14 protein-coding genes are annotated in these 16,991 nt (G+C 71.2%); 9 read left to right on the forward strand and 5 right to left on the reverse strand.

The window, feature by feature from the left end; genetic code table 11:
• Window positions 1-46 precede the first annotated feature (46 nt).
• The 4 genes from O7619_RS17975 to O7619_RS17990 all read left to right on the forward strand — a co-directional run bounded on the left by O7619_RS17975 (window position 47) and on the right by O7619_RS17990 (window position 3,904).
• Window positions 47-1,195: a helix-turn-helix transcriptional regulator gene (locus O7619_RS17975; protein ID WP_282288864.1), complete on the forward strand. Its 1,149-nt coding sequence runs from the start codon at window positions 47-49 to the stop codon at window positions 1,193-1,195.
• Between the two features lie 283 nt (window positions 1,196-1,478).
• Window positions 1,479-1,967 carry a hypothetical protein gene (locus O7619_RS17980; RefSeq protein ID WP_282282116.1) on the forward strand — a complete coding sequence of 163 codons (489 nt, stop codon included), beginning with the start codon at window positions 1,479-1,481 and terminating at the stop codon, window positions 1,965-1,967.
• Entirely contained in the window at window positions 1,960-2,118 is a 159-nt protein-coding gene (locus O7619_RS17985) for a hypothetical protein (RefSeq protein ID WP_282282117.1), read from the forward strand. Before O7619_RS17980 ends, O7619_RS17985 begins: the two co-directional genes overlap by 8 nt.
• 211 nt (window positions 2,119-2,329) lie before the next feature.
• Entirely contained in the window at window positions 2,330-3,904 is a 1,575-nt protein-coding gene (locus O7619_RS17990; protein ID WP_282282118.1) for a polysaccharide lyase family 1 protein, read from the forward strand.
• A 202-nt stretch (window positions 3,905-4,106) separates the two neighbouring features.
• Here O7619_RS17990 and O7619_RS17995 read toward each other — a convergent pair whose 3' ends face one another.
• Entirely contained in the window at window positions 4,107-5,522 is a 1,416-nt protein-coding gene (locus O7619_RS17995) for a non-reducing end alpha-L-arabinofuranosidase family hydrolase (RefSeq protein WP_282282119.1), read from the reverse strand.
• A 482-nt stretch (window positions 5,523-6,004) separates the two neighbouring features.
• Between O7619_RS17995 and O7619_RS18000 the strand changes: the two genes are divergently transcribed.
• Entirely contained in the window at window positions 6,005-7,153 is a 1,149-nt protein-coding gene (locus O7619_RS18000) for an IS110 family transposase (protein ID WP_282282120.1), read from the forward strand.
• A 226-nt stretch (window positions 7,154-7,379) separates the two neighbouring features.
• Here O7619_RS18000 and O7619_RS18005 read toward each other — a convergent pair whose 3' ends face one another.
• From O7619_RS18005 to O7619_RS18015, 3 genes are read right to left on the reverse strand one after another with little or no spacing between them, the layout of a single operon-like run.
• Window positions 7,380-8,447 carry an SRPBCC domain-containing protein gene (locus tag O7619_RS18005; protein WP_282282121.1) on the reverse strand — a complete coding sequence of 356 codons (1,068 nt, stop codon included), beginning with the start codon at window positions 8,445-8,447 and terminating at the stop codon, window positions 7,380-7,382.
• Window positions 8,448-8,480: 33 nt separating this feature from the next.
• Window positions 8,481-9,794 carry a low temperature requirement protein A gene (locus O7619_RS18010; RefSeq protein ID WP_282282122.1) on the reverse strand — a complete coding sequence of 438 codons (1,314 nt, stop codon included), beginning with the start codon at window positions 9,792-9,794 and terminating at the stop codon, window positions 8,481-8,483.
• A 12-nt stretch (window positions 9,795-9,806) separates the two neighbouring features.
• Window positions 9,807-10,436, reverse strand: coding sequence for a TetR family transcriptional regulator (locus O7619_RS18015; protein WP_282282123.1), 630 nt, complete (start codon window positions 10,434-10,436; stop codon window positions 9,807-9,809).
• 120 nt (window positions 10,437-10,556) lie between these two features.
• Between O7619_RS18015 and O7619_RS18020 the strand changes: the two genes are divergently transcribed.
• Window positions 10,557-12,197, forward strand: coding sequence for an MDR family MFS transporter (locus O7619_RS18020; RefSeq protein WP_282282124.1), 1,641 nt, complete (start codon window positions 10,557-10,559; stop codon window positions 12,195-12,197).
• 88 nt (window positions 12,198-12,285) lie between these two features.
• Window positions 12,286-13,137, forward strand: coding sequence for a phosphatase PAP2 family protein (locus O7619_RS18025; protein WP_282282125.1), 852 nt, complete (start codon window positions 12,286-12,288; stop codon window positions 13,135-13,137).
• An 8-nt stretch (window positions 13,138-13,145) separates the two neighbouring features.
• Here the strand turns inward: O7619_RS18025 and O7619_RS18030 are convergent, their stop codons facing one another.
• Window positions 13,146-15,224, reverse strand: coding sequence for a cellulose binding domain-containing protein (locus O7619_RS18030; RefSeq protein WP_282282126.1), 2,079 nt, complete (start codon window positions 15,222-15,224; stop codon window positions 13,146-13,148).
• Window positions 15,225-15,449: 225 nt separating this feature from the next.
• On the opposite strand from O7619_RS18030, the gene O7619_RS18035 reads away from it, so the two are divergent.
• Together O7619_RS18035 and O7619_RS18040 are read left to right on the forward strand one after the other, a co-directional pair.
• The gene (locus O7619_RS18035) at window positions 15,450-16,205 is read left to right on the forward strand and encodes a lytic polysaccharide monooxygenase (protein WP_282282127.1); all 756 of its coding nucleotides are present in this window, start codon (window positions 15,450-15,452) and stop codon (window positions 16,203-16,205) included.
• Between the two features lie 70 nt (window positions 16,206-16,275).
• The gene (locus tag O7619_RS18040; protein ID WP_282282128.1) at window positions 16,276-16,851 is read left to right on the forward strand and encodes a DUF305 domain-containing protein; all 576 of its coding nucleotides are present in this window, start codon (window positions 16,276-16,278) and stop codon (window positions 16,849-16,851) included.
• Window positions 16,852-16,991 lie beyond the last annotated feature (140 nt).

The following is a 16,991-nucleotide window of genomic DNA, read 5'->3' on the forward strand; positions in this document are numbered from 1 at the left end:
GGGAGCGCCGCTGATGCCTCGCCGTCCCATCCCCGCCGATCCGTCGATCGGCGACCGCATCCGTGCCCGCCGGGAGTTGCGTGGGTGGAGCATCCGCCACGCGGCCAGCCGAGCCGGCATCTCCCACACGTCCTGGTCCCGGATCGAACGTGGGCAGCAGCGCACCGACCGGTACATGGTCGTGGACCTGGCCGCCGCGCTCGAATGCTCGGTGGTGGACCTGACCGGGCAGGCGTACACGCCGGCCGATCGGCAGCTCGACGCCGCGCGCATCGACGCGGAGCGGGTCTGGCGGACCATGATGGACACGCCGATGACCGGGCGGTCCGACGCGCCGGCCACGGCTGAGCAGGTGCGTCGCGAGGCAACGCTGGTGCGTGGACTCTACGGCCGGTGTGACTACGCGGGCGCGTTGCGGCGGCTCGTCGACCTGGTCCCCGCGATGCACGGGCTGACCGATCGGCGTGCGGCGTTGGCGGAGATGGTGCCGGTGTACGGCGTGGCGATGGGCTCCCTGCTGAGCGTCAGCCGTCCGGCTCACGCCTGGCTGGCGGCGGAACGCTGCGCCGAGGCGGCTGCCCTGCTCGACGATCCGGTCGCGGTCGGCGTCGCGACCGCCAACCGGGCCCGGGTGTCCGCCTACTCGGGGGCGTACCGGCCGGCGCGGGCGTGGTGCGACGCGGCGGCGGCCGATCTCGCGGGCAGCGCGGCGGGCGGCGCGTTGGACGTGCTGGGATTCCTGCACCTCGCCCGGGCGCATCACCTCGCCGGTCTGCGGGACCGGGCCGGCGCCGAGGGGCATCTCACCGAGGCGGGGCAGATCGCCGCGCGGACCGGGGAGACGGACAGGTGGGATCTCGCCTGGGGCCCGCGGAACGTGGCGATGTGGCGGATGGCTTTCCTGCTCGACACCGGCCGGCCGGAGGAGGCCATGACGGTGGCGGCGGGTGTGGACCTGACCGGCCTGCCGGCGGTGCGGCAGGTGTACTTCTGGCTCGACATGGGACGCGCCGCCGAGGCCGTCGGACGGGATCGTGAGGCGGTGCGGATGCTGCTCGCCGCCGAACGGGTCGGCCCGCAGCACGCCCGCTCATCCGTCTCGGCGCGGGAAACAGTGTGTTCGTTGCTGCGTAGGGGAGCAACGTCGAGCGAACTGCGAGGGCTTTGCGAACGAATGAGCCTCACGACGCAGTAGTGGTGCGTAAGCGTTCCAACCGTTCCGTGCACTTTCCGTAGCGTCCCGATCACAGGCGTGGCGGCGGCGTTCCCGCCGGATTCGCGCCTTCGAGCCGGCGCGACGGAGGCGGGTCCTTCGCCGGGCCCTGCGTCGAGGAGGAAGCACCGATGGGACAGGGTGAAAGCAGCGGCGAACAGGCTGAACGGGCCGAGCGGGAAGCCGCGAGGCAGCGGATCATCGCGCAGGCCGAGGCGGAGCGGACACCGGTTGACGACACGACTCGGGCGGTGCCGGATCGGCGGTGGCGTCGTGGGCGATGATCGCCGCCACCGGGGACCGGACGCTGCTGGCCTGTGCGGCGGTGCAGCTCGGTCCGGTGTTGCGGGCGTCGGCGCGGGCGCGGTCGGTGTTGCTGGCCGCCGCGTACCGGATCGCTCCGGGTGATCTGGATTCCGGTACGCCGGGGGAGTTGTCGCTGTGCGGGGGGCTGCTGGTGCAGGCGGCGTTGACGGCGGCGCGTGCGGGTGACGGGCGCGCGGCAGGTGGCCTGCTCGACGAGGCGGGGGAGATGGCCGTCCGGGTGGGGGACGGGTGCGACCACCACTGGACCGCGTTCGGGCCGGCTGCGGTGGAGGTGGCGCGGGTCGTGGCTGCCGTGGAGTTGGGTGACGGTGCGGAGGCGGTCGCCCGCCACGAGAGCGGTCGAGGGGGAGGGGTGGCGGTGGCTGCCGCTGGACCATCGCGCGGCGCACCTGGTGGACGCCGCGCGGGCGTACCTCCTGGTGGGTGACGCCCGGAGCGCGGCGCAGGCCCTGGTGTGGGCGGACCGTCTCGCGCCGGCCGAGGTCCGGCACCGGCCGACGGCGCGCGAGGTGGCCGCCCAGGTCGCCCGGTGCGCGGACGCCGCCGCGACGCTCGGCCGGGGCCCCGGGATGGCCTGAGGTAGTGCAAAAAACCTGCAAACGCCAGCCCTTGCCATCCGCGAAAGCGCTTTCATACGATTGCGTTACATCGATGTTTCATTTGTGGACCGGGCTCCGCGAATGAATGAGAGCGGCCGGCGACGCGCCTGATCGTGTCGCGGCAATTCATCTTTCCCTTTTCGGCGACAGCCGGCTCTTCCGGCGTGCCCGAATACGAAGCGAGGCGACAATGAGACGACAAGTCGCACTGCGACTACAGGCGGCTATGGCCACGGCGGCGGTGGGGGTCGCGGTGGTGGTGGCGCTGCCGACCCCCGAGGCGTCGGCGGCGGCCGGCACCGCCACCGGCTACGCGACCCAGAACGGCGGGACCACCGGCGGCGCGGGCGGGCAGACGGTACGCGCCACCACCGGCACCGCGATCCACACCGCCCTGTGCAACCGGGCCAGCAGCAGCACCCCGATCATCATCGAGGTCAGCGGCACCATCAACCACGGCAACACCGCGAAGGTCTCCGGTTCGAGCTGCAACACGGCGGCCGGCGTGATCGAGCTGAAGCAGATCAGCAACGTCACGATCATCGGGGTGGGCGGCGGTGCCGTCTTCGACCAGCTCGGCATCCACATCCGCGAGTCCCGCAACATCATCATCCAGAACGTGACCGTGCGGAACGTCAAGAAGTCGGGTTCGCCGACCTCGAACGGCGGCGACGCCATCGGCATGGAAAGCTCGGTCCGCAACGTCTGGGTCGACCACGTGACGCTTGAGGCGTCGGGCGGGGAGTCGGAGGGCTTCGACGGCCTGTTCGACATGAAGAACGACACCCAGTACGTCACCCTGTCCTACAGCATCCTGCGCAATTCCGGTCGCGGCGGGCTGATCGGGTCGAGTGAGAGCGACCGGTCGAACGGCTTCATCACGTTCGACCACAACCTCTACGAGAACATCGACTCCCGTACGCCGCTGCTGCGCGGCGGCATCGCCCACATCTACAACAATCACTATGTGAGTCTGCACGAGTCGGGGATCAACTCCCGGGCCGGCGCGAAGGCGAAGGTGGAGAACAACTACTTTCGCGACTCGAAGGACGTGCTCGGCACGTTCTATACCAACGAGCGCGGGTCCTGGCAGGTCAGCGGCAACATCTTCGACAACGTGACCTGGTCCGCCACCGGCGACGAGAACTATCCGGCGGGGCCGAATCCGACGTCCAACACCACCGTCGGCATCCCCTACTCGTACCGTCTCGACGGGGCGAGCTGCGTGCCGGACATCGTGCGGCAGACCGCCGGCGCCAACACCGGCCTGCGGGTCTCCGACGGCAACTGCACGCCGCAGTCCCCGCCGCCGACCACGCCCGCGCCGACCACGCCCGCGCCGACCACGCCCGCGCCGACCACGCCGCCGCCGGTGACGACTCCGCCGCCGTCCGGCGGGACCAACCTGAGCCTCGTCTCGGGCGCCGGTGCGGACGGCTCCAGCAAGGCCGGCGGCACCAGCTACGGCAACGTGCGTGACGGCAACCTCGGCACCTGGTGGTCGCCGTCCGGTTCGACCGGCACCATCTCGATCAAGTGGGGCTCGGCCACCCGGGTGTCCCGGGTGGTCATCCGGGAGCCGTCCGGCACCCAGGGTTCGATCGGCTCCTGGCAGTTGGTCAACAACGACACCGGGGCCGTGTTGGCCTCCGGCAGTGGCGCGGGTTCCATCAGCTTCGCCGCCACCTCACTGAAGAAGATCAACTTCAAGATCAACAGCTCCAGCGGTACGCCGAGGGTCGGCGAGTTCGAGACGTACGCCTGACCGGCGAAACGAGGCGGGGGCGGCCGGAATGGCCGCCCCCGCCTCCGCGTGTCCCTCCGTCGGCGGGTGAGCACGACGGTGGAGACGCGGCGTGCGCCGACGCTCACCGAGACCTGGTTCCCGTTCACGCTTGCATCCCGCCTGAAGGGCCGGTCTCCCCGTTCGGGGAGGCCGGCCCTTGGTTGTCAGGTGTGCGGTGTGGTCAGCGTTGGAGGGTGAGCAGGCCGGGGCGGTAGGGCAGGAGGCCGTAGTCGCCGCCGGAGTTGGGGGAGCGGCCTTGGTAGAGCAGTTGGAGGTTGCAGGGGTCGACGGTGAAGGTCTGGTCGGCGGTGGTGCGGATGAGTTCGCCGTGGCTGATGTCGTTGGTCCAGGTGGCGCCGCTGTTGGCCTTGCCGGCGAAGGGGTTGTTTTCGCTGGTGGCGTTGGGGGTCCAGGAGCCGTTGAGGCTGGTGGCGGTGAAGGAGCGGAAGTAGCGGCCCTGGGAGCCGATGGCTTCGACGATCATGAGGTAGCGGGTTTGTCCTTGGAGTTTGTAGACCTGGACGGCTTCGAACAGGTTGTTGGTGCTGTCGCTCATGATGGTGGTGTAGTTGGAGCCGAAGTTGCCGGGGAAGTTCCCGATGGGCATGCTGGCGCGGTAGATCTTGCCGTTGTCACCGGCGAAGAACAGGTACATGTTCTGGTCGTCGGCGATCAGCGTCTGGTCGATGGGGCCGGTGCCGGAGCCGGAGATGCTGCCGGTGAACAGCGGCTGTGCCGAGGACCAGCCGTTGGGGTTGGTCGGGTCGGACGAGGTCTTGTAGGAGAACGCGGTGCCGCCCCACTGGTAGGCCAGGACCCAGATGTTGCGGGGGGCGAAGTAGAACAGGGTGGGTGCGACGGTGCCCTGGTTCATGCCGTTCTGGCTGGCCGAGGCCATGTCGGACCAGTTGGTGAACGGGCTGAAGTTCATCGAGCCCCACGACGAGCCGGTGTTGTGGGTGGTCGCGTAGACCAGGTGCTTGCCGTTGTAGGGGACCACCGTGAAGTCCTTCAGCGACACCCAGCCGGACTTGGGCTGCGCCAGCGCGCCGGTCGACGACCAGCGGTACGACGTCGGCAGGTTGCACGTGTTGTTCGGCGGCGGCGTGGTCGGCGGCGGCGTGGGCGAGTTCGTCGGCGACGTGGTCGGCGAGCTGGTCGGTGACGTGGTGGGGTTGGTGCCGCCGGTGCAGGTGACCCCGTTGAGGGCGAAGCTGGTGGGGGCGGGGTTGCTGCTGTTCCAGGCGCCGTTGAAGCCGAACGAGGTGGTGCCGTTGGTGGGGATGGAGCCGTTGTAGCTGACGTTCTTGGCGGTGACGGCGCCGCCGCTCTGGGTGACGGTGGCGTTCCACGCCTGGGTGACGGTTTGTCCGGCGCCGTAGTTCCAGGTGAGCGTCCAGCTCGACAGTGGGTCACCGAGGTTGGTGATGGCGACGTCGGCGCCGAACCCGCCGCCCCACTGCGCCGTCACGGTGTACTTCACCGAGCAGCCGGCCGCTGCGGCCCCGGCCGGCAGTGCGGCGACCACGCCGGTCGTGGCCAGCAGCACGGCACCGGCCGAAGCCAGGCCGACATTGGCGGCCCTTAATCTAGGCATAACGCTTCCTCCTGTGGTGGTGGCGGCCGGTGCATTCGCGGGGATGATTGTGTTGTGAACGTTAACAGCCGCGTCAGGTATGTTACGGGAGCGCTCCCATGGGCTCAATGGGGGAAATTCTTAAGAAAGACGTCCAGCGATCCCGCAGCCGGACCCTCGACCCCACCCTCTCGATCACCCGCTCGGTGATCCCTGGGGTGCCGCCGACCCCACGAACGCCGGTCCCCGCCGAGGTGGCGCGCTGTCGGCCCGTCGTCGACGCTTCTATAGGTGGGCCGGTTCCGGGAGGCTGGTATCGGTAGGGTTCGACGTTGGTGATCGACGAGTGACTCATCCAAGATCTGGCCGCTGTCAGATGGTGTGCCGTGGAGTCGACTTGTCCTCGTGGGTTGCCGGCGTCGGCCCGGCCCACCTTGTTGGCCTGATCAGAAGCCTGTCCGTGACAGGGGTGTGCAGCCCGTGTCGCGTGACTCATCACAGATGTGCCGCCGGGTGATCGTCTCCCGGGCCGACGCCGTCCGAACGTCGTCCCGTGCAAGGGAGAACCGTCCGTGCTTCCTATCCTGGCAGAACGTCTGGCCGAGCGTGTCGACGCGGTCATCGGTGTGGATACCCATACCGATACGCACACCGCTGTGGTGCTCACCCCGGTCGGGACGGTGTTGACCGAGATCACCGTGCCGGCCACCGATGACGGCGCCGCTGTCCTGCTGGCCTGGGCCGGCCGGCAGACGACGGGGTTGGGAACGGGCCGGCGGGCCTGGGCCCTGGACGGCGCCCGGTGTCACGGTGTCGGCCTGCTGCGCGTCCTGCGCGCCGCGGGCGAGGACGTCCTGGAAGCACCCAAACCCGCTGCCGGTCGCCGCCGGCGAGGCGGCAAGTCCGACGTGTTGGACGCTGTGCACGCCGCTCGTGGCGTGCTGGCCGCCGACCACGTCGCCGCGCCCCGCGCCGACGGCGACCGGGAAGCCCTGCGCCTGCTGCTCGTCTGCCGCCGCCACTACAGCGACACCCGCACCGCCACCATCAACTTGTTCAAATCGGTGATCCTCACCGCCGACGACGACCTCCGCTCACAGATGCGTGGCCTGAGCACCCTGCGACAGGTCCAACACGCCACCACCCTCACCACCACCACCACCACCAGCGGCAGCGGCAGCGGCCTCGACCGACTGCGTCGCACTCAACTGGCAGCCCTCGCCGAGCAGATCCTGATCCTCGAACGGCTCCTGAAAGCCAATCTCACCGAGATCCGCACCATGGTCGACAAGCTCTGCCCGACTCTGCTCGACCAGCCCGGGATCGGCCCCGTCACCGCCGCGATCGCCCTGACCGCCTGGTCACACCCCGGCCGTTTCCGCAACGAAGCCGCCTTCGCCTCACTCGCCGGCGTCAGCCCCATCCCCGCCAGCTCCGGGCGGATCACCCGCCACCGCCTCAACCGAGGCGGCGACCGGACCCTCAACGCCGCCCTACACACCATCGCCAAAACCCGGCAACGATGCCACCAACCCACCAAGGACTACATCAACCGCCGCACCACCGAAGGCCGCACCCCAGCCGAGATCACCCGCAGCCTCAAACGCTACATAGCCCGCCAAATCTGGCGCACTCTCGAAACCACCGCTTGACAGAAACCTTCACAGATCTTGGACTTGTGGCACCTCCGATACCAGACCGAAACCGAAATTTCCCGGCACCACAACTCCATGATCGACGACCCCGGATCCAGCCGGCCCTTTCCGGAAGGGCGGATTGGGCGGCGATCAAGGGGTTTGCGCGGCCGTGGAAGTCAACATTCGACGCAAACTCCTTGATCAACGCCACGCGCCCGTCACGCCGGCTGCGGGTGGTGGGTCAGGGGGTGGTGCACGGGGTGTTGTCGGTGGCGCAGGCGGCGGGGGCGTTGTGCAGCGGGTCCGGGTCGCGGATGTCGAAGCGGATGGTGACCGATCCGTTCGGCGGCAGTTCGGCACCGGTGAAGGTGACCACGGTGCCCTCCTGCGTCGCCTCGGCGCCCTCCACCGGACCCACGGTGGCGTTGTCGCCGATGGTCACCGTCACCGTCCACCCCGGGCGTGGGGCCTGGCCCGGGTTGCGCAGCACGACCTCGCCGCGATAGCCGAAGACCCGGTCGGTGACGGTCTGGTAGGTCGCGGTCAGCGCGACGGCGGCCGGCGGCGTCGGGCTCGGCGTACTGCTGGGGGAGGGGGAGGCCGACGGCGACGGCGAGGCGCTGCGGCGGCTGGCGCTCGGCGTGGGCCGGGCGGTGGTGGGCCGGGGCGACGCGCTGGCGGTGGCGGAGGCGGAGGGCATGACCAGCGGCGGCGGTGACGGTGGCGGCGCGTCCGACGGGGGCGGGGTGTCCCGGGTCGCCCACAGTGTCGCTCCGGTGGCGGCCCCGAGCAGCGCCACCGCGGCGGCGGCCAGCAGCACCCGCCGCCGGGGTCGACGGCGCTCGTCGCCGAACAGCCGGACCACGGGCAGTTCCGCGGTCAGGCCGCCCTCGGCGCGGCGCAGGTCGACCTCCTGGAACGCGAGCCAGTCGAGGATCGCCGGCAGTCGTCCGGTCACCGCCTGCCCGTGCTGCGCGGCGCGGGCCTCGGCGTCCCAGTCGCCCTCCTCCAGAACCTCGCGCACGGAGAGTCGGGTGCCGTGCGCGGTGGGGATCAGGTCGCAGGCCAGGCGGGTGGCCCGATCGGCTTCCCGGCACCGCACCACCAGCCGCTGGGCGACGCGCAGCTCGACCACCTCGACCTCGGTGTCGGAGTGGTAGCCGGACAGCCCCGCGGTCGCCAGCACCCAGCGGTCGTCCGCCGAGGTGCTCTCGGCGAACCACTTGGCCAGCAGCGATCGATCGGTCAACGCCGGCCAGATCCGGGCCGACGGATGGGACAGGTCGACCTCGGTGACGATCTCGATCACGCGGAGACTCTAGGGCCTGTGTCAAGTAATGGGTCACTCCGTCCCATCTTCCCGCCACCCGGCCCGCCAGGCGGCCTCGCGTTCCTCAGCTCTCACCCGTTCCTGGTGCACCAACCGTCGCAGCGCGGCGCGGCCGTCCGCGAAGACCACCAACTCGAGCGCGACAAGCCCCACGCAGATCGTGGTGAGCAGCCCGAGCACGGCGAGCGCCGGCAGGTGCCGGCCGACGGGCAGCGCGACCGCCAGTGCGACAAGCGTGCCGACCCGGGTCCACGACAGGGTTCGCAGCGTGCGCCACTGGAACGCCATGTTGGCGGCGAGGTAGACCATCACGCCGCCGAAGAGCAGCGGCGCGGCCGGTCCGTGGCCCCGTTCCGCCGCTCCGCCCGACGGGTCGGTGACGGTCCGGACCAGCTCCTCCGCGCCGATCGCGAACAGGATCACCCCGGCGATCATCGGCAGGTAGAGGTAGGCGTAGGCGTCGCGGGCCATCGCCACCCGGGCATGGCCTTTGGCGGTGTGCAGCGCGATCCGGGCGGCCGGCCCGATCATGTCGAAGTGCGCCCACCACAACGCGGCGGTGAACAGGATGCCGAAGATCGCCGCCGGGATGGCCGGCCAGGTCACCGTCTTGCCGAGCAGGTTGCCGCCCACCCCGACCGAGATGACCGACTCGCCCAACGCGATGATCAGGAGCAGGTCGTAGCGTTCGGTCCAGTGCTCGGCAGAGGTGATCCGCCAGCCGTCGGTCCCGGCCAGCAGCCCGCTGCTGTACTGCACCGCGACGACGGCGATCCACAGCCCGTCGCGCAGCCACGTCCCGTTCTGCGGGTCGACGTGTGGCGGCAGCAACGCGGCCACCAGCAGCAGGCAGGTCGAGAGCACCAGCTCGGGCAGGAACAGCCATACCTTGCGTCGGGCCGGTGGGTCGCCGCGGGTGGCGTACCAGTACAGCGACGTGTGCACGACCCGGATCACCACGTAACTGACCGTGACCAGGATCGGGCCGGCGCTCTTGTGCAGGTCGCCGAAGGTCTGTGGCAGGGCCAGCGCGAACGTGAACAGCGCGACCATGCCGACCACCATGAGGATCGGTACGAAGCCCTCGCCCAGCCGCAGCCGGGCGGCCACCGCGCTGTGCACCACCCAGCACCACCAGAGCACGGCGAGCACCAGCAGCGCGTGCAGCAGTTCCCGCAGCGTCAGGTTGGCGGCGGTGGCCCGGGTGATGAGGAAGAAGGACACGACGAAGACGAGGTCGAAGAAGACCTCGAACTTGTCCACCCGGGTGGCCGGGGCGACCTCGGCCGCGGGTCCGAGGCCCTTGCGCCACCGGTCGCCGCCCACCGGCCGAGTGTGTCAGCCCAGCTCAGTCGCCAGGTCGGATTCGTCCGGCATTCCCCCGGCCGTCGGCGCGGCGTGGGCGAGGACGGTGCGTAGCACGTCGCGCAGGGGCGTGTCGGGGTGCTCGATCCACTGCTGGCCGGCGACGCGGAGCGTGGCCAGGAAGGTGGCGGCCAGGATGCGTGCCCGCAGCGGCGCGTCCGGGCCGGTGAGCCGGTGGGCGATCTCCGCGGCCAGGTCCCGCTCCATGGCCGCGTACGCGCCGACCTGGTGGGCCACCAGGCTCGGGTGGCCGTGCAACCGCCGGCGTCGGGCCAGCCAGGGTTCGGCCGGGTCGTCGTGGCTCTCGTCGGCCTCGGCCACGGCGGCCCGGGTCAGCGCGGTCCAGGGCGGCAGCTCGGCCGGCTGGTCCGCGACGAGCGTCAGCATCCGGCGCAGTCGCAGCGTGTCGCCGTGGAAGAGGGCCTCCTCCTTGCCGGAGAAGTAGTTGGAGAACGTGCGCCGGGAGACGTTGGCGGCGTCGGCGATGGCCTCGACGGTGACCCGGTCGGGGCCGTGCTCGACGGCCAGGCGCAGGGCCGCCTCGTGCAGCGCCAGGCGGGTGGCCGCCTTCTTCCGCTCGCGCAGGCCGGTGCACTCCTCCATGGCGGCCAGCGTACGTGATCCTTTTCTCAATGGGCAAACTTGCCTCATGGGCAGCTTTTGCTGATGATTGCTTGGGGCAACCAAGCGGCCATCCCTATCGACACACCTGGAGGACGCGCGATGAGCGCACCCACCGCGACGGCCGAGGCCGCGCCCATGAGCCGGCGGCAGACGCTGGAGGCACTCAGCGGGCTGCTGCTCGTGCTCTTCGTGGCCATGCTGAGCAGCACCGTCGTCTCGACCGCCCTGCCGAAGATCATCGGGGCGCTGAACGGCTCGCAGACGCAGTACACCTGGGTGGTCACCGCCACCCTGCTCACCGCCACGGCGACCACCCCGATCTGGGGCAAACTGGCCGACCTGTTCAACAAGAAGCTGCTGATCCAGGTCGCCATCGTGGTCTTCCTGGTCGGCTCCGTGGCGGCCGGCTTCTCGCGGAGCGCCGGTCAGCTCATCGGCGCCCGGGCCTTCCAGGGCATCGGCGTCGGCGGGCTCCAGGCGCTGGTCCAGGTCGCCATCGCGGCCATGATCCCGCCGCGTGAGCGGGGCCGCTACAACGGTTACCTGGGTGGCGTCATGGCGCTCGCCACGGTGGGCGGCCCGCTGCTCGGCGGCCTCATCGTCGACACCTCCTGGCTCGGCTGGCGCTGGTGCTTCTTCGTCGGCGTGCCGGTCGCGATCATCGCGCTGTTCCTGCTCCAGATCACGCTCAACCTGCCCACCGTCCGCCGGCAGAACGTCAAGATCGACTATCTGGGCGCGACGCTCATCGCCGCGGGGGTCAGCGTGCTGCTGATCTGGATCTCCTTCGTCGACGGCTCGTTCGCCTGGCTCTCCTGGCAGACCGGCGCCATGGTCGGCGGCGCCGTGCTGCTGCTCGCGTTGGCCGTCTGGGTCGAGGCGCGGGCCGCCGAGCCGGTGGTCCCGCTGGCGATCGTCCGGCAGCGCACCACCGCGCTGGCCATCCTCGGCAGCCTGGCGGTCGGCATGGCCATGTTCGGCGGCGCGGTCTTCCTCGGCCAGTACTTCCAGATCGGCCGCGGCTACAGCCCGACCGAGGCCGGCCTGCTCACCATCCCCCTGATGGGCGGCGTGCTGATCTCCTCGATCGTCGCCGGCCGGATGATCACCGCGAGCGGGAAGATCAAGCCGTACATCGTGTTCGGCTCGATCGTGCTTGTCGCCGGCTTCGCGCTGCTGGGCACCATCGACCACCAGACCTCCCTGGTGATCGTCGGGGTGGCCATGTTCGTCGTCGGCGTCGGCGTCGGCATGACCATGCAGAACCTGGTGCTCGCGGTGCAGAACACGGTCGCGCTCAAGGACATCGGCGCGGCCAGCGCCAGCGTCGCCTTCTTCCGCTCGCTCGGCGGCACCATCGGCGTGTCGGTGCTCGGCGCGATCCTGGCCCGGCAGGTCACCGACCGGATCACCCGCGACCTCGCCGCGTCCGGCATCCCCGCCTCCGGCGGCGGTGGCAGCAGCACGTTGAACCTCGACGCGCTGCCCGAGCCGGTACGGCAGATCGTCCGGGCCGCGTACGGGGACGCCACCGGGCACATCTTCCTCGTCTCAGCCGCGATCGCCGTCGTCGGCGTCGTTGCGGCGCTGTTGCTTCGCCCCGTTACTCTTCGCTCCAGCCTCGATCTTCCGGACGTCGGTCGATCGGTGGCGGTGGGCGCCGACGCGGTCGACGGGGCGCCCGCGTTCGACGGGGTGGGTGCTGACCCGGCCAGCCGGGAGGAACACGCCCGCCGCTGAGCCCGTACCCCAGGGCCGTCGCCGACCACGGCGGCGGCCCTGGTGTGTGCGTGCCGGCGGCCGGGCGGACCAGGGTGAAGGAGAAGCGGTGCAGACCAGCCAGGGCGCGTCCACACGGGGAGGCGCGCTGCGCCGGGCGGCCCGCGAGCTGACGCTCGTCGCGGTGCTCTTCCTCGCCTACAAGGTGGGCCGGCAACTGGTCGCCGGCCGGGCCGGCACCGCGCTCGCGAACGGCGAGCGGATCTGGTGGCTGGAGCGGCTGCTGCACCTGCCGAACGAGGCGCTCGTGCAGGCGCCGCTGCTGGCGCACGACCTGCTGGTGCGGCTGGCCAACAGCTACTACGCCTACGTGCACTTCCCGGCCACCGTGCTCTGCCTGGTCTGGCTCTACCTGCGCCGGCCGGCGCACTACCTCCGGCTCCGGCGGGCCCTCGCGGTGTTGACCGCCGCGGCGTTCGTGCTGCACGTCTGCGTGCCGCTCGCGCCGCCCCGGCTGACCGCGCTCACGCACCTGGTGGACACCGGCCGCCGGTACGGCCCGACTGTCTACGGCCCACCCGAGGCCGACCAGCTCAGCAACCAGTACGCGGCGATGCCCTCGCTGCACGTGGGCTGGGCGCTGGCGGTGGCGCTGGCCCTGGTGACGGTCACCGCGGGGCGGTGGCGCTGGCTCTGGCTGGCCCACCCGCTGGTCACCACGCTCGTGGTCGTCGGCACCGGCAACCACTACTGGCTCGACGCGGTCGTCGTGGTGGTCCTGCTCGCGCTGATCCTGGCCGCGCTGCCCCGACCCGTCGAGCCGTCCCGGCAGCCGCCACCGCCGCCGGCGGAACCGCCGCGCCCGCACGTGGTGCCCGCGCCGCGGCGCGCCGGCCGCCGACGGACCGCGAAGGTCCCGACGACGGCCGACGCCCGGCTCCGACCACCCGGTCGGGGCTGACCTGCGGCTCAGCCGCGCACGGTGCAGACCGTGCCGTTGAGCCGGAACACGCCCGGCGGCACGTTCGGCCCGCTGTACGCGCCGACGAAGCCGGCGCTCGTGCTCCCGCCGTCGGCCGCGAGCCGGCGGTTGTCGGCGGTCGGGGTCACCCGGACCTCCCGGCCCGTCTGGGTCCAGGTGGCGTTCCAGCCGCTGCTCACCTGCTGCCAACCGGTCGGCCAGGTCCAGGTGAGCGTCCAGCCGTCGACCTCGTCCGGCCCGGTGTTCACCACGTCGACGGTGGCCACGTACCCGTTGCCCCAGTCGGTGTCGTTGTGGAAGCGGACCGCGCAGCCGCTGTCGGCCGGGCTGCCGGTGGCGAAGGTCAACGGCGGCGACGACCAGGACACCCGACCGGCGGTGTCCCGGGCGAGCACGTTCACCGTGTAGCGGGAGCCCGGTTCGAGGTTGCGCACGGTGAACGAGGTGCCGGCGGTCTCCCCGAGCTGCTCGCTCACCGCGCCGAACTGCCGGTACACCTCGTACTTCGCGATCGGCGCGGCGCCCGCGGTCGCCGCCGGCCAGGAGAGGGTCGCCGCGCGGTCGGTCACCGCGCTCGCGGTCGGCCGCCCCGGCGCGGTCGGCCGCCCGGCCGTGCCGCCGGCCGGTCGCAGCACGAGCGTGGTCAGGGAGTACGGCGGCAGCGTCCGGGTGGTCGCACTGCCGGAACGGTCGGTGCTCACCCCGGTCGCGCCGTTGGTGAGCGTGTGCACGGTGGGCGCCTCGTCCGCCGGGGTGAACCCGGCGTAGTCGACCGCCACCGGGTACGCGGTGTCCGGATCCTTGTTGAGCAACTGGACCGCCAGGCTGCCGTCGGGTCGGCGTACCGCGTGCGCGGTGACCAGCGGCTGGTCGGTGCCGGCACGGACGAACTGGTCGCCGGGACGGGCGAACAGGTTCATCATGGACAGCGCGTGGTAGGGCGCGAACGGCGTGTTGAACGGCGGCTCGCACACGTCGCCGTCGCTCGTGCAGTTGCCGCTGGACAGCAGCCCGAAGTCGCCGTAGTCGGTCTGCCCGGCCACCTCGGAGACGGTGCCGAGGCCGTTGTGCACGTTCCACCACTGCACCGTGAAGACGCCCTGTTCCAGCAGGCCGCTGTAGGCGTCGGCGAGGAACAACGCGCCGGGCTGGGTGTTCCGGCCGGCGTCGACGTTCAGCTCGGTGAGGCTGATGCCGATCCGGTCGGAGTCCGGGCCGGCGTACCGGGAGATCTGTTGGCGCAGCAGCCAGGCGGCGTCGGGGAGCTGGTTGGTGCGGGTCAGCGACTCGGCGGCGGTGCCACCCGGGTACCAGTGCACGTCCACGAAATCGATCTTCGGGCCGGCGAGGGAGAGCACGGTCTGGTTCCACGGGCCCGGGTCGCCGCCGGCGGTGATCCCGTCGGGCCAGTTGCCGGGCATGGTCAGCACCGCGCCGACCTTGATGCTCGGGTCGACCGCCTTCATCGCGTCGGCGTACTCGATCACCAGCTCGGCGTACTGGGTGGCGCTCTTGTCGGCGTGGTCGTCGGCCTCCCAGGCCGAGCCGTAGAGGCCGTTGCCGTAGTTCTCGTTGCCGACGGTCCACCACCTCGCGCCGTAGCCCTTGGTGACGTTGGCGTAGCGCACCCAGTCGGCCGCCTCGGCGGGCGTCCCGGTGCCGTAGTTGGCGATGATCATGGGCTGGGCGCCGACCCGGCGGGCCGCCGCCATGAACGTGTCGAAGTCGGTGTCCGGCGCGACGTAGCCGCCGGGCGCGGTGTGCGTCTTCCAGTGGTAGATGTCGGCGTACGAGCCGCCGGGGTAACGCAGCATCCGCACGCCGGCGGCCTTGAGCAGGTCGGACGTCTCGGCGCTGCCGAGTTTGGCGTCCCAGATGGCGTGGTTGACGCCGAGCGCGGTGTCCGGCACGGTGGCCAGCCCGGCGCGGGCGTTCACGGTCACCGCGACCGGGTCGGCGGCGGCGCCGGCGGCGGGCGCCTCGACGGTGGCGAGCGCGGTGGTGGCGAGCAGCAGACTGGCCGCGTAGGCGGTCCAGCGGCGGACGTGGGGCAGGGATCTCCACATGGGGGCGTCCTTCGAGAGGCGGGTTCCCGGGTCGGTGCCGCCGTCCTCCCGGATGCCTACCGGCGCCCGGGTGCCCAGGAACGACGATCGGCTCCACGCGCTGATCAGGATCACACGCACGAGGCGACGCGCTCAAGGCTTAATTTATAGACAGGAGTCTTTACTGTTAACAAGGTTTAATTTATGTTCGTGACACCTTCCGTACCCCCCGAAGGAGTTGTCACCATGCGCCGAAGAATCACCCTCCCGCTGCTCACCGCCGGTGCCGTCACCGCGACGCTGGCGCTGGCCGCACCCGCGCAGGCCCACGGCTACGTCTCCTCGCCGCCCAGCCGGCAGGCGCTCTGCGCGCAGAACCGGGTGCCCGACTGCGGCCAGATCAAGTACGAGCCGCAGAGCGTCGAAGGACCCAAGGGCCTGAAGAGCTGCCACGCCAACATCGCCGGATTCGCCGTGCTCAACGACGACAGCCGCAACTGGCCGGCCACCCCGGTCGGCGGCACGGTGACGTTCACCTGGATCAACACCGCCCGGCACGCCACCGCCAACTGGGAATACTGGATCGGCAACACCCGGGTCGCGGTCGTCGACGGCGGTGGCCGCCAACCCGGTGCCACCGTGTCCCACACGGTCAACCTGGGCGGCTTCTCCGGCCGGCAGAAACTGCTCGCGGTCTGGAACATCTCCGACACCGCGAACGCGTTCTACTCCTGCGTCGACCTCCAGATCGGTGGCGGCGGCAACCCGTCACCGTCACCCACCCCGACACCGTCACCGACCCGCACCCCCACGCCGTCGCCCACCCCCACGCCCACCCCCACCGCCACGCCGGCGCCCGGCGGCACCTGGGCCGCCGGCAGGACGTACCAGGTCGGTGACACGGTGACCTACGCCGGTCGCAGCTACCGCTGCCGCCAGGCGCACACCGCGATCGCCGGCTGGGAACCCCCGAACGTGCCCGCCCTGTGGCAGCAGCTCTGACCCCACCCCCACCCCCTGCTGCGCTTTCACGGAAAGAGTGGTCATGTCACGTGGAATAGCCACTCTTTCCGTGAATCAGCGCTCGGCCCGGCGTGTGGGGTTGGCTCTTCTGGTGGTGGGGGTGCTCGCTCTGGGTGGGTGCGGGGGTGCGCCGGCGGCGCCCGTCGGCGCGCCCGCGGCGTCGGCGGGTGCCGCCGAGACCAGCGGCATCGACGCGCTGTTCCTGGCCATGATGGTGGCGCACACCGAACAGACCCTGGAGATCGTCGGGCTCGGCCTCGACCGGGCCACCGACCCCCAGCTCCGTACGCTGATCGCCGCCATCCGGGCCACCGAGACCGACGAACTGGCCACCATGCGCGGCTGGCTGCGTGCGGCCGGCCCGTCCGCGTCGGCCGCCGCCGCGCGGCACGACCACTCCGGGCACAGCGACGCCGCCGCCGGCCTTTCCCGGCTACGGGCCGCCCCCGCCGACGGCTTCGACCGGGTGCTGCGCGACGTGCTCGCCGCGCACCAGCGCACCGCCGCGGCCCTGGCCCGCGCCCAGGTCACCGCCGGCACCAGCGAGCGGGTACGCGACCTCGCCGCCCGCATCGACCGTTCGCGCACGGCCGAGGTGGCGCTGATGACGTCTTCGCGTTCCTGAGGGTGGCGGCCGGCGCCGGGGAGGGCACGGCGGGGACATGACGTTCGTCACGGTGAGTGGCGCCGCCTCGACGTACTGCGCCGTCCACGAAACGGGTCGCATCGGTGCTTTCCGTACGCCGAGAGGCGGCACGCGCGCCG

The organism is Micromonospora sp. WMMD998, assembly GCF_029581235.1.
Lineage (GTDB): Bacteria > Actinomycetota > Actinomycetes > Mycobacteriales > Micromonosporaceae > Micromonospora.